Genomic DNA, 22169 nt, shown 5'->3' with positions numbered 1-22169 from the left:
CGTAACAAACGAGTGACAAGAAAAACGTAAACAAAGGCAAAGAAAGCTATATCATGAACAAGTGAAACTCGCTACCACCGCACTAAAGACAACAAACAGCTAACGAAAGAAAACAATGTTACTTCCCAATATTGAAATTAGCGATAAACTCGTCCAGGGTTTTTTCAAGACGAAAATTGCCGATTTTGTAAAGCAGTCCCTGATAACCCTTTCAGCTAACCGGGAGCTGGTCAAAAAGTTCGATCCGGTAATCGCGTTGATGGAAACATCCGTGAGTAACATAGGGGATGTCCCCAATCCCAAGCCAGGGGTTATGACCGAATATTATAAGGAAAGGGTTGTCAAAATTGCAGATGGGCATGGCCTTCACACAACAATTTCTTTGGTAGAGAAGGAATACGACGCACAAAAACACGAGTTCAAGGAAAAGTCAGTTACCAAGAAAGGTGTGTTGCAGTTCCGCCGTTATGACCCGGTCACTGTTTTTGCGAGTACCGGAGTATTTTGGGGAAATACAACTCTCAACGGCTTTGGTGTGGATAAGGACATGAAAGTTACTGCCGATGATATACAGAAGGATCATGTCGTAACGGCTGCATTCCTGAATTTCAGTTTTGTACCCAGCAAATACGCTTCTCCACTTCTCCAGATCGGAATAGATCCCACAAAAAAGCGGCCATTCATGCTGCTAGGTGGCGGATTGGCAGTACCTGTCGCACGACTTGCATTGACCGCAGGTGGTATCTGGACCTGGCAGCCTAGACTTGATAAATTGCACGAGAATGAAGTTATCGAGTCTACGACAAAGCTGGAACAGGATATCAAGTACTCATTTTCAGGCACACCTAAGGGATGGTATTTTGGTGTACAATATAACTTTTGATGATACAGGTCGAAGTTCAACAGAAGAAGTTACATGTTTTTCCTTACCGAAAATTATACCTGCGCAAGCAAATATAGGAGAGTAAGCACCGACCGGCCACCGTACTTGCAGAATATGCAGCTACGGTGGTGGTCTATCGGTGTATGTTACTAGATGCAAACATTTCCAAAGTACAAACGAAATCTGTTAACCCTCCTTGCGGATATTTCCAATGGCCAGGATTTAGCTAAATTATGGGAAGGAATGTCCACCGAATTAACTTTAAAAGATCACATTAGGGAGGCCCTGAAGGAAAATAAGGTATTCGCAAAATTTCTCGAAGACGCGGTTATTGTCACGACGGAGCGAATCGAGAAAAAGAACTGCAGCACAGAAGAAGTACTCTGGTTCGTTCTAAAATGAATCGATCATGCAAAGAGTCCCGGATCTGGAAGCGAGGTTGGTCAGACGGAGTAGTTCCGTGACTGATCGTCTGCTATTATTATTTAACCCGCAACATTCCGGGCAGCGAGTCACATTATAGGTAGTCTTTTAACAGGGCCTAACCCTAACGGGACCATGATGAAGACTGCGATAACCTACTATAACGATTAGATCGTGTAAAGCAACCATTGTACTTCGGAAATATTTAGTCATCCAGACTATTTTAGACTGCTCCACGAATATTTTAAGAAATTTGTTGGAAATATTTATCAAGTTCCTTAATCTTGCCCACACGTCTTCATTTTCTTGTCCTCACGTTTTCAGCCAACCAATCTCACATTCTGCGCCCGTCCATGAACAGCGTTTATTTGCGGGCATAACCTAACACAACATAACAATTGCTTATGAAGGCCCCTTTTTGGGTAATGCTGATCGTCAGCATGTATCCAACCATTATGCGCGCGCAAAACGCGACGCAACGGTCCGCAACGGTCAATCCATTGTCTATGCTTGAGCAATACGCGTCCAGGGCAACGTCGTTTGCTTCCAAAATCAAGCAATCAAGTAAAAGCATACTTGATCGATCCTTTCGATTTGAGCGACGGCTCGCAGACAGAATAGGTCGAAAAGACACTGCCAAGGCTGCGCAAATGCGCTGTGAAATGGCTCGTCGATATGATGAGCTTGAAAAAATCATCAATGACAGCGCTGTACTAGATCCCATGCACTCTCTTTATGTTCCTACTCTGGATTCCGCAGCTGTCTTATTGAAGCTCTTTGAGTCTTTTCCACTTACCCCTGCACAACAGCAGACTTTACAACAGTTACAACAGCGAATGAACGAGCTGCAACAAACCCTTACGCGTTCGAATTTACTCCAACAGGCATTGAGTGAAAGAGTTCGAACTCTTCGTTCGAGTGTGGGAAATCTAGGACTTCCTGATAATTTCAAAAGCATCACCAGGCAGATCTTGGCCTACAAAAATACTTTAGCTGAATACCGAGCCCTGGCCAACGAACCAGACAAGCTCCTTGCCAAATTGCTGCAATCGGCTGCAAGTAGCCGGTTGTTTGGTGATTTGTTTCGGCGCTACTCTATGCTAGCTGCCATTCTTCCGCCATCCCCCGATATTGCCATCCTGCCATTACAAGCTGGTACTATGCAGGTTCGGTCAGCCGTGCTGTCGAGCATGGGGCCAAACGCCGCCAGCGCATCTTTTGCCCAAAGCCTCCAGGGACAAAGCGCTGCTACCAATGTGCTGCAGCAAATCAAGGACAAGCTTGCCGCGCTGAAGCAAGACCGCAACCTGGATGAACCAGCCGATAAAGAGCCCGCCGATAGAAAGCGCCGTACCGGCATAAAGAAGCTGGAGCTTGGCACCAATTTTCAGACAGCAAAGTCTTCCCAATACTTTCCGACCACATCCGATATTGGCCTGTCGCTGGGTTACCGGATGAACGAGCGAAGCACTTTCGGAATTGGAGCATCTTATAAAATGGGGTGGGGCAAAAGCATCCGGCATATTTCGCTCTCGCATGAGGGCCTGAGCCTTCGGAGCTTTCTCAACGCCAGGGTGAAGGGATCTTTTTACGCAACGGGCGCGCTGGAATATCACTATCAAAAGGCTTTTTCAGAAATGGCAAATCTGCCGGCCCTTCGAAAATGGCGACAGAGCGCCCTGCTAGGGATCATGAAGGATATGCCTTTGGGTAACCGCCTGCTAAAAAGAACTCAGTTCCAGTTACTGGTCGATCTACTAGCCATACAAACACCTTACCCACCCGTACAATTCCGGGTAGGTTATCAATTCTCAAAATAAAAAGCAAATGACAATGCATTATCGTTTGTTGCCCCTGATGTTGCTGGCAGCGACGGCCGGGCTTGCTCAACTGCCCGAGTCGCCGCAGGCGCCGCCCACACCCAATACCTTTTCGTTCATGCAGGTACAGAAAGTACCGATTTCCTATTTCACGGGTCTGCCGACCATTGAAATTCCCTTATGCGAAGTACCATATCGCGATCAGGGCATTAAGATGTCGCTAACTTATAATGCCAGCGGCTTCAAACCAGATCAACACGCCTCTTGGGTCGGGACGGGCTGGGCCCTGCGTGCAGGCGGCATGGTCACCCGACAGGTGAATGGTTTGCCAGACGAGTATTCCTTTGTCTATCAGGATGGCGTTCACCCTGGAAATTACTCTACCTACAACCTTGGCTGGCTAAAAAGGTCGCTGGGGACTCCCATTTCATATGGTGTAGACTTTTTAAGCGGTGGAGGGTATCATTGGGTCGATCCTCGTGATTTTGGACCTACTCCATATCAATATGTCCGGTATCCGTGGCCCCTTCCTTACAAGGGGAGTTTCCTTGGTAACAGCTGCAAAAACATAGCGAGAATATTTCGCTGGAATGTATCGATTCAGGAGGACAATACTATTTATGAGGGGACGAAAGATGTGCAATCCGACGAATATTCATTTTCCATGTTCGGCTATAGCGGCCGGTTCTTTTTTGACCAGAACAATGAACCCGTAGTCATTTCTGATCACAAATTCAAAGTAACACGATTGTCAACCGACGTCGATATACCATCTGGTCTGCTTCAGCCGAACAGTGATCCACAGGCTGGCGCAAGCTGCCCGCAGTGGATTCTGGGCATGAGCCCATATGATATATCCAATGCTTATCCGAAAACAACGGCTGGATTTACCATACAGGCGGAAGATGGGACCACATTTTATTTTGGTAACCACCAGCCGGATCAACAGGCAATTGAATACTCAATTGGAGAAAATTATAAGCCTGGTCAAACCGGCCATGGCGTACAAAACTATTCCGACTATTGGATCGCAAACGCGTGGCACCTTACATCGGTGCGGTTTCCGGATGGAAGAAACCTTTATTACGATTACGAGCGAGGCGATTATCAACGGACCATTTACAATAGTGAGCTTTTAGTCAGTGTAGTGCAGAATAGTACCTCGCCTGGCTGTGGCGACGCTACCTCCCAGCCATGGCCATCACCACAGATCACCGCGAGCAAGATCAGCAGTCCGGTGTATTTGAAGCGTATTTATAGTGACATATTGGAAGCCGACTTCATTTACTCAAATACGAACGAATCCAACTTCCTTACTGCTAATGCCGTGCAGACGTTCAAATGGAAGAAATTGGACACTATACAAGTAAAAGACTACCATGGAAATACTTATCGATGGGCTTTTACCTACGACCCGCTATCCAATTGGTCTCAGCGATTATTTCTGCAGAAGGTTGAAAAGTTGGATCCTGCAAACATTTCGACGGGAGAACGATACCTGTTTTACTATAATGGTAACTTGACTTTGCCCGACTATAACCAGTCAAAAAATGACCATTGGGGCTTTTGGAACAATGCCGGCACAGCGTCCATTATTGGTAAAAGTAACGGCCTCATTGATACGCTCCGAAGTCCATCCCTGGCTTACACTTCAGCAGGAACCCTCCGAAAACTGGTTTATCCTACTGGTGGTTACCGGGAATTTAACTACGAACTCAACAGTTACCGTAAGAAAGTGAAGTATGAAAGGATGTTGGGAGTTGATTCCTTGTCCAGTAATTTTGCAACCGGAGGACTCCGTATTGCGAGCATCAAGACGGTTGATACCCTCACCGGCATCAACAATACCATAAAATACTTTTACGTTTCAGGCTTCGACCCAGCCCTCAATAGTACGCAACTTGCAGGTCTGCCGTCAAGCGGTGTTCAGAATGTAAATGCCTATCTCTATCATTGGAGCAATGTAATAGGGACGTTTTACGACGGGACATACTTTCCCTCCTGCCTGAAGGACCTGAAATTTTCCCTTTCCTGCCAGCAGCCCCTGCAATCCTTGCATGATGATTATCACATTGGATACAGCACCGTAGTCGAGGTCCGGCAGGATACCGCCTACACGGTACGCCTTTTCACCAACCATGATAATGGTAATACTGATGACAGTGTTTTACAAAGCATTAATCCGTTTGCCTCACCATACCGTCATTTTTCTTCCAGGAAGCAGGAGCGGGGCAAAATCAAGTTCGAAGGACTGTATACAAAATCTGGAAAACTGATAAAGAGCACCGAAACCGAGTATGTTGCCGTGCCTGCGTCCAGCAGCGGTCCTCAAAAATCGTTCGTGGAGAATTGGACCAATACCCTCCTGGATTCATACAATGGCAACGGGCAACTGTCAGGGTGGGAAACAGTACCATCCGCCTTCATATTCAGCGACAGGTATAAGGAATACACCTACGCTTTTCTGCCTTCAAAGGTAACTACGCGCCAGTACCAGGACAATGCCAATACATATACTACTACTGTCCAGGAGACGGAATACGGCAATCCCGGACACTGGCAGGCAACTACCCTTCGGCATACTAACAGTAATGGCAAAGTACTTGAGCAGCGCACCAAATTCCCCCTGGATTTCCCGACGGGCGTATATGTGACCGAAAGATTCACGACCAACCACTGGCTGAACCAACCTATTGAAAAGATCAATCTCTTCAAAGATTCAGCGACGGGGCCGCTCAAGGTGACTAATGCCGTTTTGACCGAATTTGCCCTTTTCCCTTTTTATTCGGCCGGAATGCCTGTGGCAACGAACACCTGGAAGCTGCAACTTGAAAGCCCCCTCTTGTTTAGTTCCATGACCTCAACTGCTCCCGTCACTTATTCTGTACCTAGTAATGGCGACTGGGCAACGGCCTGGACCATGGATAGCCGATACAAGCTGGCCGGTTCCGCTACTCAGTGGGACTCGGTGTACAATCCATTGGATGGTCGCCTTGTTAATGGACAACGCACGCGAACGCTGATGGGGTATCGGGGATTACTGGCGACCGGAAATACGACGATTGGCAATGATAAGTTCTGGAATGCCAGTTATACCAGTTTTGAAACGATGAATGTACGAGATGAAAATGATCTAATCCTAAATGTACCCGATTGTAATGACTGGATCCTCATCGGCAGCAGGGACACCACAGTGGCTTTCACCGGCAAATGCTCCTTTACCGGTCGGATCTTGATGCGCCAGCTGCCCTTTATAACCGCAACGATTGACATCGCGGTCAGGTCAGGCGGTGCCATTCCCATTCTGGAAAGGTATTACGATGCTACGGGAGTATACGAGGAAATTCCCATAGAGCCGGAGCTGATTGCGACTAAAGAAGGTTGGCAGGTTTGGCGCTATCGATACTCCAATGCCGGGATACGACTTTGCATCAACACGAACGACAATCAGGTTGACGAACTACGGATGGGGGCCGCGGTGAATTTCACCCAGTTCAATACCATCACCTACGTAAATGGCCGGCAAACCGACCAGACTGATGGCCAGTATAACCGAATCCATTTCGAATACGATAGTATTGGGCGCCTCATAAGGATCCGGGATGACCTGGGCAATATCGTCGAAGAAAGGGAATTCAAATTCAGAACCCCCATCAACTAACCTCACAATCGTTAGACATGCAAAAAAGTTTCTCAAAATACTTGTTGGCGATAGGTTTTGTGTTGCTGGATGTGGCCGCCAACGCCCAACAGCCGCTGCCAGCTCCCTACGCGAGCGGCAGCCAGGTTAACTATATCCGGACCTGGCAGACCAAGGCACCGATTAGCGACCCGGCTACCATCAAAACCGCCGGGCTTCGAGAGGTTAAGATGACCACTATCTATGTTGACGGGCTTGGCCGCGAAATTCAAACGGTGGTTCGAAAGGGATCGCTGCCCACGGGCGATACCGCTAGAGATCTGGTCAAAGGGACTGTCTACGATAGCGAAGGGAGACAATCCATTGAGTATTTGCCGTTTTCTGCCAGTAATGCAGGGGGCAATAACTCCATAAGTGACGGCGGATTCAAGAAGAACCCCTTTAACCAACAGACAGGCTACTTCAATGCGCGGCTGACAGGCCAGGCCGGCGAGACCAATGTGGGTGCGAGCTCCCTTACCTGGGCATATAACCAGACCAGCTACGACGGATCGCCGATGGATCGGGTAGTGAAGTCGCTGCCGGCGGGCGCCAGTTGGGTCGGTAGTGGGAGAGGGACCTCCTCTGCTTATTGGGTCAATACATTAACCGATAGCGTGCGTATTTGGCAAGTAACTGATGTGGTTGGTAGCTGGGGCACCTATGCTACCTCCGGCATCTATCCGGCAGGTACCTTGCTAAAAAACGTCACTACGGATGAGCATGGCCGACAATCTATCCAGTACCAGGACAAAGCCGGTAGGCTGATTTTGGCTAAACGGCAACAAACAGCCACTGCAGATGCAGGCAATGGCTCCGGCCACGCCGGTTGGGTCTGTAACTACTATGTCTATGACGATTTAGATCGGCTGCGGCTGATCATCCAGCCCGAGGGCTTGAACCTATTAATGGCTAACGGCTGGAATACGACTGCATTGAGTGGCGCAATCCTAGCCGAACAATGCTATCGATATGAATACGATGGCCGCGGGTTGGTCATTCGGCAAAAGCATCCCGGTATTGCTGAGGTGTACAAGGTCTATGATAAACGCGGCCGGCAGGTACTTGAGCAGGACGGCAATCTGCGCGCCGGCAGCCCGGTGAAATGGCAATATACCCAGTATGATTCACTGAACCGGGTAACCGCAACTGGGCTGTGGAACAGTAGCCAGAGCCTGGCTACGCACAAATCTGCAGCAGAGGCCACCAATAACTATCCTGTCATGACTGCTGGCACCTATGAAGAGCTAGCTATCAAACGGTATGATAATTACGACAACATACCTTCAGGCTTCTTTTCGCAGTTTACCGGTACTTATCTATTTTATAATACCAATATGAATTATGGTACGAGCCCGGAATACGCAGAGTCGATTGACCAGACGCTGAATGCGGCAGGAAAGCTTACCTGGGAAGGTCGCAAGATCCTTGGCTCTTCCCAGTTTGTGTACACGGCCTATTATTACGATAATAAGGGGCGGCTGATTCAGGATCGTTCCTCGGATGGCAACGGGGGGTACACTTTTGTCACGCGCCAATATAACTTCAGCGGGCAGGTAATTCGTACCGTCAGTCGGCACGATAAGGCCGGTACCAACCCCAATACGGTGCTGGTGATCACTAAATCAACTTATGACGACCTCGGGCGTATCCTCAGCCTTGGCCAAACCACCACCAGCGGCGGCGCATTTAAAACGATGGCAGCTTTTCAATATGACGCGCAAGGGAAACTGAGTTCCAAAAGCATGGGCACCCATCCTGTCAGCGGGCAGCCGCTGGAGCGCCAGGACTATGCTTATAACGTGCGAGGATGGTTGCTGGGTGTTAACCAGGCATTTACCCATGATACGGTGGACCAAAGCCGGTATTTCGGATATCAGCTCGCCTATGACGGCGACGGTCCGGTGCTGTACGGTGCAGCCAACCCGTTAACCCAGAAAAGGTATGACGGCGGCATTGCCCGAATGATGTGGAAATCGGCTGGAGATCAAAAAATCCGCAAATATGACCTCACATATGATAACCTTAATCAGCTCATGGGAGCGGATTTTTCCCAATTGAAGGGCGGCGCCTTTGGTAAGACTGACCTTGATTTCTCCGCAAGCGGCCTTTCGTATGACGCCAACGGGAACCTGCAGAAGATGACGCAGCGCGGGTGGAAAGGATCGGGCAATGCGACGATTGACAGCCTGGTTTATACCTATATCGCCAATAGCAATAGGTTAAAGAACGTGATCGACCAGGCCAATGATACAGCGACGCTCATAGGGGACTTCCGGACATCCAAGAGCTATATGACTTCGCTGGGCGGCACAAAGACCACGTCTGCCACTGATTATGCCTATGATGACAACGGCAACATGTCCAAGGATATGAATAAGGATATTGGAACCATCCGGTATAACCACCTGAACCTGGTCGAGTGGGTCCACTTTCCAGGGAAAGGGGCAGTCTCCTACACATACGCCGCAGACGGGAAGCGCCTTTCCAAAAAGGTAGTGGACTCCACGCAAAGCCCCGTGCTAACTACAACAACAAATTACATTGAGAATTTCGTATACGAGTCCTCCCAGCATAGCACCGCTCAACCGGGCGACTATATTGACAAGTTCCTCTTTTTCATGGGACAAGAAGGACGGACCCGTTTAATTAGCGCAGGTGTTTTTAAAGATGATTACTTCATTAAAGATCATGTCGGCAATGTGCGCATGGTGTTAACCGATGAACAGCTAACTGACGCATATCCCACGTTGAGCTGGGAAGGGACAGCCGGATCTGCGCAAGTCAACAACCAGAATGCTTACTGGGAAAACCGGACTGGTGGATCGATCGATGTAACCACGACTCGGGTGGCCCGGCCTGGCGCCTTCGGAGACACTACTGCCAACGGACAGCAGGTAATGTTGGTGCGTAGATCCACGGGGGCGATTGGAGCAGCCAAGCTCCTCAAGGTAATGAAAGGGGACAGGCTGCATGCCTACGTCGAGTATTACTTTCAGGTGGCCAATGCCAATAATACCCCTGCCAATGGTATCGGATCGTTGCTGGCGAATCTGGGTGCCGCCCTTGCAGGAAGCAGTAATTTCGCGGATTTTCTCAAACCGGGCGCAACTAGTTTGGCGTCAGGTCTCTCTGGCAACGCAGCCCTTGCCGGCCTGCTCAACACCAACCCGGCCACCAGCGGGGCCAATCAAGCTCCCAAGGCTTATCTGAATGTCCTGATATTTGATGAACAACTCAGATTTGATGCGTCAGCCAGTCGGGTCTTCCCGGTTTCCTATACGCCAGGCGTGAAGTATACGATCGACAGACGGTTGGCCAACGCTATCGATGTGACCCGGAACGGGTATGCGTATGTTTATATTTCAAATGAGAGTGACGAATTAGTCTATTTCGATAACTTTAACTTGTCCCACGAACATTCTCCACTGGTGGAGGAGACCCATTATTATCCTTTTGGCCTTCCAATCGCCGCGATCAGTAGCAAGACACTTGGCAAATTACCCAACAACTATGCCTTTAATGGCATGGAAAAGCAGTCGAGAGAGCTGGGAGCCAAGACAGGCTTGGAATGGCACGATTTCGGTGCACGAATGTTTGACCACCAGATCGGTCGATGGCTTTGCCCGGACCCATCCGCCGGCAAATATGAATGGACCTCTTCTTATGCCTTTTCCTTTAATAACCCCATGCAGGTCATCGATCCAACTGGAAAGGATGGCATCGTTACCGGATCGGGAAGTCAGGATGATCCATATGTAGTAACAGCCAACTACTATTTCTACGGCATGACGGATGACCAGGCCGCAGCATTCCAGGCATCTATCGCTGCATATAACAATGACGGGAAAGCATTTGCGGTAAAGACTGATAATGGCACTGTGTATGTTAAATTCAACTTAACCGCAACCAAAACGGAAAATAGGGAAGAAGCCAAGGAAAAGGCTGGGAATGATGTTTTGAAAATTGGAAGCTTACAAATTGGGTTCGGAAACACGGTAACAGTCGGTAACATAGATAATAAAAAGGATGCCTATGGTGCATCTACCAACCGGGATATAACACTCAACGAGCAAAAGATGGCAGCTGCAGCTGAACAGTATCCTGGCGTTGATTTGAATGCACTTCGCACGAGCACGGGAATTCACGAAATAGGACATAATCTTGGCGGCGTGCACGGTGACCCTGGAAGCATTATGTCTGACGCCACCTTTTCAGAAGTTCCTCGAAATGCTGGCGTATCCAATTCGGGCAGCGGCCAATACCGTCTATTTTCGTCGGCGGTTGACATCGGGGGAATAAGGGCAATAGCAGGTAGGTTTGACACTCCGCTTGGTACGATAGCATCTAAATATATCACGCCCACAGAACGGGAAAAATTAAAAGAAACGTCAAGGATAGGAAACGTTAAAAAGGTTACTAAAGAAGATCTCGAAAACTAACCAATATGCGAATAATAGTAATTTCCATGCTACTGCTGCCAGCCACTTTGAGAGCGCAGCATTATATTCAGTTTGTTGACACAGTGATGGTATCTGGCTACTTCTATTTATCTACAGACCTAAAGAAAAATCGTGTTAAAGAATGGGAAGGGGTCTATAGCAATCACTATTATTTTGTCCCGGATAGTATCATTGCAGGACGCCCGTTTGCCCATTATCTGAAGGATAATTTCGAGCATTTTGATAAGGAGAAGTATCTCTCTGCGCCGATTGACAATACTTTCACGCCCTACGATCATGCCGATTCGGCGACGCTATCAGTATTAAACAAGGTGATTACCGTCAATCCGTTTGTCCTGGGTAGTAGACCTCACGCCTTCGGCTTGCCTAAATGGTATGCATGGGCCACCTGGGTGAAAATGCGGTGGATCAAGCTGAAAATGCACCATTGCGAAGCAATATTTGGGTTCGATTACCCGCCGACGATGGACCTAGCGTTTATTCGTGGGCAAAATTGGACATATGTCTATTTGCCGCTCAAGGTACTCGAAATAGACAGGAAGTATCCTTGGTGGAATAAAAGCCATCCATGACCCGCAGGTTCGAAGTAAACTATTGGACGGCACCGAAAAAAGGGCCATCCTTTTGTTCTTCACTATTGTTGTCACACTGTATGTAGCATGCAGCCGCGCCCAAATTTGGCGCCTTGCTTTTTCTTAATATTTCCAACGGCGATCTAAATCCATTATTTTCCCGAAATGGTGAGAAATCCTGCTTCCTACACTTGGGGACGATGCCTTGAATGGTGTTGTCACACGTTGGCGCGATGTCGATATCCACTTATCCAGAGCCAACGTTTGGGGACTTAGTGACGCGTGCACGAATAGTATATCCGTTTTTCCGATAAGGCTTGATCCAGATAAACCTGCTTTTTGAATGGCCAGGCCCAAAGTGCTGGAGGCGAAAGAATCCACCGGTGTCCGCCCCAACCGAAAAGCCCGCGGTCCGCACGATGTTGGTAAACCAGGTGCAAGAAATCAGCTCCACGGGGACTGGCGTTTCGTTGCGGTACTTTTGACCTTCTACGTGCGATTTCCTGCCGGGCTCCACGAATTTCGTTTCTACCTCACAAAGCTTCAGAAATTGTCTTAGCAGGACGACACGGTGGATTACAGCCAGCACACTATCATTGGATGTGGCACCATCGGGTGAAAAAGCCAGACCCTGTCCCTTTCTTCGACTCAAAAACAGGGAATAACGGGGGCCGGGAAAGGGCCCGGTGTGGAAGCCAAAGGCATCACCCGTTATATCGATCCTCGCCGCGCCCGCATCAGTTATCGATAAATCATAAAAGATTGTGAGCGTACTACCTTCCCGTGCAGGCAGTATCATTGTCCCGCATTCGCGATGAGATTGGCCGGCGAGGTGTTCAATTAACTTGGGAACCGCCCGCTCAAAGGCTTCCAGGAAAGGAAGCGTAATCATCTGCACGCTCTCTCTAAATTTGGATATCAACCCCGGAAAACTATGCTCGAAATAGGTGAAAGCGAGATCTGAGGCTGGCGTACGCTCTGAAACTGCAAGATCCCTGGGATATCCAGGCCGTAGGAAATTTAGCGCAACCGTTTTAGCAGTCAGACGCATGATCATTGGATTTAGTAAGGTGAAGGAAGTTCTTCATACAAAAAATTATCATCCGCAATCTTACGACCGTCCGTTTAGTATTCCTCCTATATAGGAGGTTTTTCCGGTCAAATTAAAAGGTTAATGATTGTTCAAAAAAGTCCTATGTAGGATGGGAGAAAGGATAGTTCACGTAATTTGGAATTCAGTATACTATAAACCTGTCATTATGGAAGTAAGCCTTCGAAATGTGGAAGTATATGATAAATTGAGTGAGGAAACCATCGCTTATTTCGCGGAAGTCTTCGTGGACGAAATAAGGGTTGCAAGGGCTACTAATGATGGAAAAGGAGGCATGACCAGTGTCGTAGCCTATGATGCAAACGGCCGGACAGTTCTCAAAGCCGTCCAGGCTTGGCTAGCCTCTCCTGAAGGTGTAGCTGCCGGCGGGGCTGCGACCGCGATAGAGGATTATATCGACGATCTTTTGATACCTCATCTAAAGGAAATTGACAAGCTCAATTTCATACGCGACGCGAAGTCCCATCTGGAGAATAGTCTTGTGTATGGCCGTCCATATGAGGATCTCCGATATGTTTCATGGAACCAGCCTCTACAGCAGCTACTAGCCATGAAAGGCGGAAGTGAAGCAGTGGAACGGGTAATTCGCGAAAGAATCATCCCCAAACTTACCGACGGCTACGTCATCTTTAGTAACAATCTTCCCGAATCCATTACCTCAAAGTTCACTTCGGCATACTTTTTCCATTTGCAAACTAATGAAAGCAGGAAGCGTTCGATGAGAGAGCGAGGTCCAGATGATGGAATGGGGAAGAAGATGTAATGCAGGATAGCTGCGACAAAAAGAATTTTTAGCCATTACGCATCCATGTTCGATCCAGGGCAGCTATCTTTGTTTAAATCAAGCGCCGGATGGCCAACCATATTCCTTGCGAAAACAAATACAGCTTCCGTATTGTGAATACCCTCAAAGGACAGGTAACAAATGGAAATACCGGTGCCTGGCAGGCTACACGCTCCACAAATACCAATCTTCGCCCCAACAAGTACAAAAATGCTAATTCGCTCAGTACCGATGCCTGGTGCCCGGAAAATACTAAATGTATTTTCACGAATTATATACCGCTCAATTATTTTTCCAATAAATTAATATCACATGAATATAGAAGTGTCCAACGATACCTTTCCAATGTTTAGAGCTTTCGAAGAGTATGCAATTTGGAAAGATGGCGACCTTCCCTTAACGTCGGTTGAAGATGAGCAGCATGAGTTCGTCGCCAATTCACCAGGGCTCAGCTTACTGATGCGAACAGTAGGCCGATTTAGTGAAACCAACCCGGTTCCCAATGCTACCAATTTGTACGTTAGCGAAGAAATTATGATGGATTTTGACGCAAACCAATTCTTCATTGAGGACCTTGATTTCAATCTGATACAGGACTTTATGGCAGGGGTTGTGTGTTTCGGGGAAGGTTTTCAGCTTGTATACATGATACTCACCGAGGAAATGGCTACTGAACTTCTGGGCACCGAAGATCGCTATATGGCCACTGCACAAATTCTAGGTAACTCTTTGTGGTCATTTGAAGAAGGGGTAATTGCGGGTGAGGGGCTTGCCGTGTCAGCGGGAACCCGGTTTGAATTACAAGAAGGCTTCGGTCCTGGAACCTATATGGCCATGACATTAAGTTTACTGTCAGCCTGGATAAAGCAAGGATCTCGTCAACGTCTCTCACCAGCGTCGAACCTTACCAATGCCGAAATTTTTGCATTTGAGAGTAGCTAAAATTTGCCCTATCTCCCAATGGGGCCCATGCATAAAAATTGCACATTCAGCCCAGCTTCGATCGAATAAGAGCTTGATCAGAGTTCTGTTAATCTGGTCTGGCAGGATTTGAATATTTTGGCCGCAGTTAGATTGCAGTACAATTGCGGATATTTAGGATGCATTTAATAAAGCGTACTTCAAGTTTTTCATTTTTTTGTCTTTGGGTAAATCCCATTTTATTGCAACATTATAGCGCTTCAAATACAGTGGCCTTTCTCCAAAGGCCATTGTTAATATTGGGCATACTCACCCACTTTACAATGTAGTGAAGTATTGATCCAATAAAAAGTCACAACTTTGGTCTCATTCATATCATTAATGAATTGCTGGACAGGCGCTTCTTTGAAAAGTTTACCCCTTAGCTTTACATCTAAGAAAGAACTATCGTCGTCAATGGTTAGATCGACATTGTACCACCGCTTCATTGCCTTAGCAATCTCATATATAGAAGCTTCCTTAAAGTAAGTTACGCCGCTCATCCAGCCCAATGTTGATACTTGGTCAAAGTTCTCTGCAGTCCGAATTTGGTCGGAAAAAACACTTGATTCCCATCCAGGTAAGAGGACCTTCGTTTCACCGGAAATAGCATTGACTGCGATTTTTCCAGTAATCAGCGAGGTCACCTCCTTGTGAATTGCATATAGGTTTACATTAAACGAGGTGCCGAGAACATTGATTTTTCCTCTCGGGGTATGAACAATAAATGGCTTATCACCATTGTGAGAGACCTCAAAGTAAGCTTCCCCCTCGTCCAGGAAGATTTCCCTTTTATCACCGAACGCGAATGGAAATCTCATTTTTGACTCACTATTTAGCCAAACTTTTGAACCATCGGGCAATACTATCTTGTAGTCCTCGGTGATCGGTACTTCAATTGTATTTAGGCCTTCAATAGGACCAGAACTATTCCCATTTTCTAGCAACATGCTCTTGTTCGAGAAATTAAGCGAATGTTTTTTCTTTAATGCGTCTAGGGCCCTCGAGTCTTCTAATGAATATGCAGTTCCGTCTGCCAGCGTAAATTGGGGGCCGCCAGCAAGGCTGGATAAATGTTTATAGGAATCGTTCGTGTGGTAGTGTATAAAAGTTAAGCTGCCAATAAAAAGCAGGAATGATGCCGCGATTACTCCAATTGTAAGCTGGAGTTTCTTTTTCAATTTGCTCCTTGTGAGGAGTTTTCCATCTTGAGCAATTACGAGAATTTCGTTCCAGGACGTGTCAAGATCTTTTTTGTCAAGATTCTCCATGAAATCCCTGATGGACTGGTCCGGGATTTCAGCCAGGTGTTTCTTAAATACTACAGCTTCCTCATTGCAGGCAAGTATAGAATCCAATACTTTCATTTCGTTTGGGGTTAATTCACCAAGCCGATCTCGATATAATAAATAGATAATTTCTGTTTGCATAGTAATAAGACGCTGCTGTAATTATCAAAGGGTGAAAATGAGTTTACTATTTAACAATAATTAATTTAAGATTCCACAAGTTATTTATATGACGCCATGGTGTACTTGGAGTTAGTTCATTCCAAAGTGTTAACTGCTTTATAACAAAATAGACAAACAAGTTAGTGTATTGGAGTGGATTGTATTCAAAAACAGGTGTCCTAAAAAGTTATATTATGCAATATATTAATGCTCATTGTCTTGAAAAGAAAATTGATAATTGGGTAATCCTCAAGATCAGAAAGGGTGAATAATTCAAAAAAATAATTATTTGTTCGTTTAACAAGCAAATAACACCCTTCCCCTTATGTTTTTGCAAACTTGGGGAACGGAAACAGATAATTTCTTTCCCTCCAATCACCTTAATCCTTCAATCCCACAACGCTCCTGATAAGATAATGGCATCATTTAATAATTCGATCATGGAGGATCTTTCCATTTTGCAGGCTTTTCGACGTAACGATATTTCCGGATGTACAATGGCTTACAAAAAGTACTACAAGCCACTTTGTATGTACGCCTATGCCTTTTTGCAGGATAACGCAAAGGCTGAGGATGCCGTACAGGATGCATTTGTTGCCTTATGCATCAAGAAAGATCTTTGGCCCAATATTGTCGATATAAGGAGCTATTTGTTTAAGACCGTAAGTAACCGATGTAAATCTATTATAAAAGCAAGGTCAGTTTCGGAGCGATCCGAGACTGAATATTCCAATATTCACGCTGATAAATCCTGTGGCATTGAATTGCCAGTGGAGAACACATCTGAAATCCAAGATAAAATTCAGAAAGCAGTTTCATCGCTGTCACCCAAACGCAGAAAGGTTATTTCAATGGTATACTTTGAAGGTATTTCCTATCTAGAAGCTGCTGCAAGAATGGGTGTTTCCAAAAATACAATCAAAACACATCTCCTGCTGGGCAGAAGTGAGCTAAAAGGCTCCATTAAGCTGGTATACTTTATTCCTATTCTCTCTTTTTTGTTTTGACATAAGAAGTAAGCGTTTTCTCCAATTCTTACCAGGCTAAATGAATATTGTTCGACTAGAAATTTCAAATTATTAGGATATGATAAAATTGTACCAAGTCAAAAGCTGGGGTAAGTTCCTTTTATTGCCGCTTTTATTCATAACGATTGAAAGCCGCGGCCTGTCTGCCCAGGACTCAAGCAATGTATCGATTGATGCAAATAACATTTCAATTGAAAAAGTACTTATAATGATAGAGCGGCAAACAGGATACACTTTTTTCTATGGTAAACCTGTATTGGATGGTGAATCACTTGTTAATCTGTCAGTAAGGGGTGCAACTATAAGTGAAGTCCTCGCAAAACTATTTAAAACAAAGAAAGTGGTTTGGCGCTTTAGTGGAAAATCGATCATCATCGCCCCGGAATTAAAACTCTCCCACAATGATGTAAATATAGACACGGTCCCCAAGGTCGATATATCCGGGATAGTTCAGGATAGAAAGGGTATCCCTCTCCCGGGTAGTACAATATATATTAAAGGAAGCGGAAAGGGAAATGTATCGGACAAGGCCGGTAATTTTTTCATTTCCGGCGTGCCAAAAAATTCAGTGTTGCTTATTTCTTCCATTGGATTTGACACGAAGCAGATCCGCGTTGGCAATCAAACTTACATAAAGGTAGAGCTGGATTCGATTGTGCGGAACATTAACGCTATAGAAGTCGTTTCTACCGGCTATCAGACGATTCCGAGGGAAAGAATTACAGGGAGCTTTGTTCAACTCGATAATAAGCTATTAGGTAGGACGCCTTCAACAAATATACTAGATCGAATCAGCTACGTTACAAACGGACTGAGATATGATCCGGTAGGCGCGGGGAGTACAAAGTATGTGATACGGGGCTATAGCACGATAAATTCAAACAGGATGCCGTTGGTTGTAATTGATGGATTCCCCTATGAAGAGTACCCGTCGGGGTTGGAGATGGTCGAGAGGTTAAATCCCAACGATGTTGAATCCATTACTGTCTTAAAAGATGCAGCAGCTGCCTCAATTTGGGGAGCCCGATCCGGAAACGGAGTAATTGTTGTCACAACAAAGAAGGGGCAATATAATTTGAAGACAGAGTTTAATGTTTCGGCCAATTTTACAGTAACTGAGAAGCCCAGGATAAACTCACTGAATATGATGTCTGGAAAAGATGTTATTGAATTTGAAAAGATGCAATTTCAGGCAGGGAATTACGATATTTATGATGATCTATTTACAGGAGTTGGTTATTTCCCTATACTTCCACAGGCTGTGGAAACAATGTTGGCAGGACGAAGAGGCGAGTTAAGCGCAGCCCAAGTCGAAAGTGCACTAGGAAAATTAGGTCAACAGAATATTAACGATGATGTATCAAAGTATTTTCTTCAAAATTCATTAAGACATCAGTATAACCTTAGCATCAGGGGAGGCTCGGCAAAGGCGAGCTACTACACTTCCGTGGGTTACGACAGAGACCGAACAGATCAGATAGGCGCAAGCAGTGAAAGGTTCACGGTTCGAAGTTCCAGCTCAAACAAACTGACTCAATTTCTTGAAGCAGCTTATTTTATTGATTATTCCCATACTGCGGGTAAGAAACCAAACTTAACTTATGATCAGCTAGTTCCCCTTTCAGGATATGTGAGCCAGGTTTCTCCCTATTCGGCACTTGCCAGCACCAATGGAACACCACTTGCTATACCCAGTCCCGTGGAAGGACTTAGAAGTGTCTACATTGATACTGTTTCTAATATCGGATTGATGGATTGGCATTTTAAGCCGCTAAACGAGCTCCGGGAATCCAAGAACTCAACAACTATCGACAATGTGCGACTTGGTGGTAATCTGAAATTCAAGGTTTTAAAAGGACTTAGTGTTGAACTTTCTGGTCAATATAATCGCTCATGGGCTACCAACAATTACTACTATTCTCCCAATTCATATTTAGTCCGAAATGAAGTAAATAAATACGCAGATATCGACCCAATGTCAGGTTCCTTGGTATACCCGTTTCCTAAGGGGTCTTACATTTCAAATTTGTTCCAGCGTTTGACTGGATGGAATGCAAGGGGGCAGGTAGTTTACGGAAAAAACTGGTCCAACAGTGATCTAAATGTACTAGCTGGACTGGAAGCTAGCGAAGGAAGGACAGAAGATAGCCGGAGTTCCATGATTGGATTTAATGACGAAACGCTCACATCAGTCCAGGTTAATTATAACACAATATATCCCGTCAGGCCTTCGGGAAGTGGTATACTAAGCTCATATAATCCAGTAGGCACAAGCGTAATGAATAGGCGATTCTTCAGCTATTATGCAAATGGCTCCTATACATACCTTTCGAAGTATTTATTGTCAGCTAGCATAAGGCTGGATGCGGCCAATCTTTTCGGCGTAAATGTTAACAACAGGAGGGTTCCGCTATGGTCAACCGGGCTCGGATGGGTTATTTCTAGCGAGAGTTTTATGCAGTCGGCAAGGTTTATAGACCAGTTAAAGATCAGAGCTACCTATGGCGTGAATGGCAACCTAAATACTACCGTTTCTTCGAAGCCGACAATAGGCTATGTGGCGGCCTCAGGAAATATTTATATCCGAACACCTTATGCAATGCTGCTCAATCCGTCGAATCCGGATTTAACTTGGGAGAGAGTCAGGACAATTAATCTGGGATTGGACTATTCATTTTTCAAGAACAGGTTATATGGTTTTTTTGAGGTATACAATAAGAAAGGGATTGACCTGATCGGCCCAATTTTTACAGAGGCAACAAGGGGTGTACCTTCCTATTACGGGAACTATGCAACGCTTCGAACAAAAGGAATCGATGTTCAAGTCGGAGGCAGGATAATAAATAATAGAGATTTGAACTGGACATCGACCATTAATTTTAGTTCAAATATGGATAAAGTACTAGACTACGACGATATCACTCCCAATTTGTCCGAAATCTCTTCTGTTTACCTACAATCAGGTTCAACGATAATTGGTACATCATTAAATAAGTTATATGCATACAAATGGGGTGGATTGAGCGCAGCGGATGGATCTCCCCAGGGAATATTAAGTGATACCATTTCATCATATAATTTAGTCGTGGCAGACAATAATACTAAAGTGTCAGAACTGATTAACTACGGCACCGCTGTTCCAAAGTATTTTGGGAATATATTAAACCAAGTGTCATGGAAGTACCTTACACTTTCATTCAATATCAGGTACAGCCTAGGGTATTATTTCCGGAGGAGGTCCATCAACTATAGCGAATTGATTACGTTTTGGAATGGACACTCCGATTTTACAAATCGATGGAAAAAGCCAGGGGACGAGAGAAGTACCAATATTCCATCTGCTGTCGTTGCAGATGATCCAGCCAGGGAGAACTTCTACCGGAACTCCAGTATCCTGGTGCAGAAAGGAGACCATTTTCGGATCCAGGACGTTGCACTTGAGTATACTCTGGATAAATGGACGTTGTTTGGCGCACGAAAGGAGCCGCTGGTATTCAAAGCAATGGTTTCAAATATTGGCGTCATTTGGAAAGCTAACAAGTTGGGTATAGATCCCGAGAACCAAGTACTCCCCATGCGGACATCCTATACAATTGGGTTGCACACAAAGTTTTAAATATAATATATATAAACATGATAAATAAGTTCAAATATATTATAGCTGTAATAGTCACACTTTCGCTCTCTGGATGTGTAAAAAAATGGTTAGATGAGAAGCCTGATGGGTCCCTTGCTGTTCCAGCTACAATTGAGGATTTTAGGGCGATGCTGGATGAGCCGGTAACTGCACTCACGAATTCATGTACTCTGTGTGAATTCGCGTCAGACCAGGATACCATCACAGAGGCAGGTTGGGCGTCCCACGAAAGAAGTACATCAGGAAACGCATATACCTGGGTAGAACGGACACCCTATAATGCAATAGGAGATTATACCCTAGCGTACAAAGTAATATTTACATTGAATGTAGCACTTGATGGTCTGGAAAAAATGGATGGTGCTGATATGGAGGTCCGATTACTCAAGGGACGGGCATATTTTAACAGGGGGAGATTATTTGCCGAACTTGCTCAAATGTTTGCTCCTCCTTATAGCAAAGAGAGTTTAAACAGCGAGTATGGAATTCCATTAAGGGTCAATGCTAATGTCAACGAGCCAACTAAAAGATCAACATTAGGTCAAACATATGAGCGTATTATATCAGATATAAAATCGAGTGCGGAACTTTTGCCCAACAATACCGCTTTTATCCAGATACCTACAAAGCATGCAGCTTGGGGTTATTTGGCAAGGGTATATTTGATTGAGCAGAAATTTGATAGTGCGTTGCACTATGCCAAAGCATACCTGAAGGAGAAGTCTTCCTTGCTTGATTTTAATACACTAAGTCAAAGTGCACAGTTTATTAATCCCAATATTGAGATGGCGAGTGCATCATTTTGTAGCGGCGCGCCTGTGAGTCGATTAGAGGTTCCTAAAGCTCTATATGACCAATATGAAGAAAACGATCTTAGGAAGTATATTTTTTTTAAGGTCGGTGGTGCAGGCAACATTTCGTTTTCTGGAAGCTACGCACTACGTAGAACTGATACATATACCGGAATTTCAACGGATGAGATGTATTTGATAGCAGGTGAATGTCTTGCGCGATCAGGAAAAGTTCCAGAGGCGCTGAAATATTTAAATGATTTATCTCGCAGCCGATACCGCAAAACTGAGGGTGGTGAATCAACCTACATGAACAGGTCAACAAACGATCCAAATGTAGCTTTGACTTGGATTCTAAAGGAGCGCGAAAAGCAGCTCTTGAGACGCGGAGTTAGGTGGTCTGATTTGCGAAGGCTTAATACTGAGGGGAAATTTAAGAAGATCTTAACCCGATCGATTGCAGGTCAAAACTATGTCCTTGAGCCGAACAGCGAAAAATACACTTTCCCAATTCCTAGGGAAGTTATTTTGAATGCCTCGATTAAACAGAATCCGGGTTGGTAAGCA

General features: G+C 45.5%; 12 protein-coding genes. 10 read left to right on the top strand and 2 right to left on the bottom strand.

Going from position 1 to position 22169, the window contains the following annotated elements; translation table 11 throughout:
• Positions 1–115: 115 nt before the first annotated feature.
• From EJ361_RS21420 to EJ361_RS21400, 5 genes are all read left to right on the top strand, one after another.
• Positions 116–883, top strand: coding sequence for a hypothetical protein (locus tag EJ361_RS21420; protein ID WP_126248148.1), 768 nt, complete (start codon positions 116–118; stop codon positions 881–883).
• An 827-nt stretch (positions 884–1710) separates the two neighbouring features.
• Entirely contained in the window at positions 1711–3126 is a 1416-nt protein-coding gene (locus EJ361_RS21415; RefSeq protein ID WP_126248146.1) for a hypothetical protein, read from the top strand.
• A gap of 7 nt (positions 3127–3133) precedes the next feature.
• Complete coding sequence (locus EJ361_RS21410; protein ID WP_126248144.1) at positions 3134–6787, top strand: hypothetical protein; 3654 nt, start codon at positions 3134–3136, stop codon at positions 6785–6787.
• Positions 6788–6804: 17 nt separating this feature from the next.
• On the top strand, positions 6805–11247 hold the full coding sequence (locus tag EJ361_RS21405) for a DUF6443 domain-containing protein (RefSeq protein WP_126248142.1): 4443 nt from the start codon (positions 6805–6807) through the stop codon (positions 11245–11247).
• A gap of 26 nt (positions 11248–11273) precedes the next feature.
• Positions 11274–11840 (top strand): hypothetical protein, encoded by a 567-nt coding sequence (locus EJ361_RS21400; protein WP_126248140.1) that lies wholly within the window; start codon positions 11274–11276, stop codon positions 11838–11840.
• Between the two features lie 247 nt (positions 11841–12087).
• Here the strand turns inward: EJ361_RS21400 and EJ361_RS21395 are convergent, their stop codons facing one another.
• Complete coding sequence (locus EJ361_RS21395; protein WP_126248138.1) at positions 12088–12891, bottom strand: hypothetical protein; 804 nt, start codon at positions 12889–12891, stop codon at positions 12088–12090.
• A gap of 208 nt (positions 12892–13099) precedes the next feature.
• On the opposite strand from EJ361_RS21395, the gene EJ361_RS21390 reads away from it, so the two are divergent.
• Entirely contained in the window at positions 13100–13714 is a 615-nt protein-coding gene (locus EJ361_RS21390; protein WP_126248136.1) for a hypothetical protein, read from the top strand.
• Between the two features lie 333 nt (positions 13715–14047).
• Positions 14048–14677 (top strand): hypothetical protein, encoded by a 630-nt coding sequence (locus EJ361_RS21385; RefSeq protein WP_126248134.1) that lies wholly within the window; start codon positions 14048–14050, stop codon positions 14675–14677.
• Between the two features lie 272 nt (positions 14678–14949).
• Here the strand turns inward: EJ361_RS21385 and EJ361_RS21380 are convergent, their stop codons facing one another.
• Positions 14950–16062 (bottom strand): FecR family protein, encoded by a 1113-nt coding sequence (locus EJ361_RS21380; protein WP_164714354.1) that lies wholly within the window; start codon positions 16060–16062, stop codon positions 14950–14952.
• A 524-nt stretch (positions 16063–16586) separates the two neighbouring features.
• Here EJ361_RS21380 and EJ361_RS21375 point away from each other — a divergent pair.
• From EJ361_RS21375 to EJ361_RS21365, 3 genes are all read left to right on the top strand, one after another.
• Positions 16587–17153 carry an RNA polymerase sigma factor gene (locus tag EJ361_RS21375; RefSeq protein ID WP_164714353.1) on the top strand — a complete coding sequence of 189 codons (567 nt, stop codon included), beginning with the start codon at positions 16587–16589 and terminating at the stop codon, positions 17151–17153.
• 79 nt (positions 17154–17232) lie between these two features.
• On the top strand, positions 17233–20790 hold the full coding sequence (locus tag EJ361_RS21370) for a SusC/RagA family TonB-linked outer membrane protein (RefSeq protein WP_126248128.1): 3558 nt from the start codon (positions 17233–17235) through the stop codon (positions 20788–20790).
• A gap of 17 nt (positions 20791–20807) precedes the next feature.
• A complete protein-coding gene (locus tag EJ361_RS21365; RefSeq protein WP_126248126.1) occupies positions 20808–22166 on the top strand; it encodes a RagB/SusD family nutrient uptake outer membrane protein in 1359 nt (452 codons plus the stop codon).
• Positions 22167–22169 lie beyond the last annotated feature (3 nt).

It is taken from the genome of Chitinophaga rhizosphaerae (genome assembly GCF_003958645.1).
Classification (GTDB): domain Bacteria; phylum Bacteroidota; class Bacteroidia; order Chitinophagales; family Chitinophagaceae; genus Chitinophaga; species Chitinophaga rhizosphaerae.
The sequence above is the reverse complement of the archived record's forward strand: the minus strand, read 5'-3'. Positions and strand labels throughout refer to the sequence as shown.

Coding starts and splice junctions, on each gene's coding strand:
- EJ361_RS21420 (WP_126248148.1), top strand. CDS start 116: ATGTTACTTCCCAATATTGAAATTAGCGATAAACTCGTCCAGGGTTTT.
- EJ361_RS21415 (WP_126248146.1), top strand. CDS start 1,711: ATGAAGGCCCCTTTTTGGGTAATGCTGATCGTCAGCATGTATCCAACC.
- EJ361_RS21410 (WP_126248144.1), top strand. CDS start 3,134: ATGACAATGCATTATCGTTTGTTGCCCCTGATGTTGCTGGCAGCGACG.
- EJ361_RS21405 (WP_126248142.1), top strand. CDS start 6,805: ATGCAAAAAAGTTTCTCAAAATACTTGTTGGCGATAGGTTTTGTGTTG.
- EJ361_RS21400 (WP_126248140.1), top strand. CDS start 11,274: ATGCTACTGCTGCCAGCCACTTTGAGAGCGCAGCATTATATTCAGTTT.
- EJ361_RS21395 (WP_126248138.1), bottom strand. CDS start 12,891: ATGCGTCTGACTGCTAAAACGGTTGCGCTAAATTTCCTACGGCCTGGA.
- EJ361_RS21390 (WP_126248136.1), top strand. CDS start 13,100: ATGGAAGTAAGCCTTCGAAATGTGGAAGTATATGATAAATTGAGTGAG.
- EJ361_RS21385 (WP_126248134.1), top strand. CDS start 14,048: ATGAATATAGAAGTGTCCAACGATACCTTTCCAATGTTTAGAGCTTTC.
- EJ361_RS21380 (WP_164714354.1), bottom strand. CDS start 16,062: ATGAAAGTATTGGATTCTATACTTGCCTGCAATGAGGAAGCTGTAGTA.
- EJ361_RS21375 (WP_164714353.1), top strand. CDS start 16,587: ATGGAGGATCTTTCCATTTTGCAGGCTTTTCGACGTAACGATATTTCC.
- EJ361_RS21370 (WP_126248128.1), top strand. CDS start 17,233: ATGATAAAATTGTACCAAGTCAAAAGCTGGGGTAAGTTCCTTTTATTG.
- EJ361_RS21365 (WP_126248126.1), top strand. CDS start 20,808: ATGATAAATAAGTTCAAATATATTATAGCTGTAATAGTCACACTTTCG.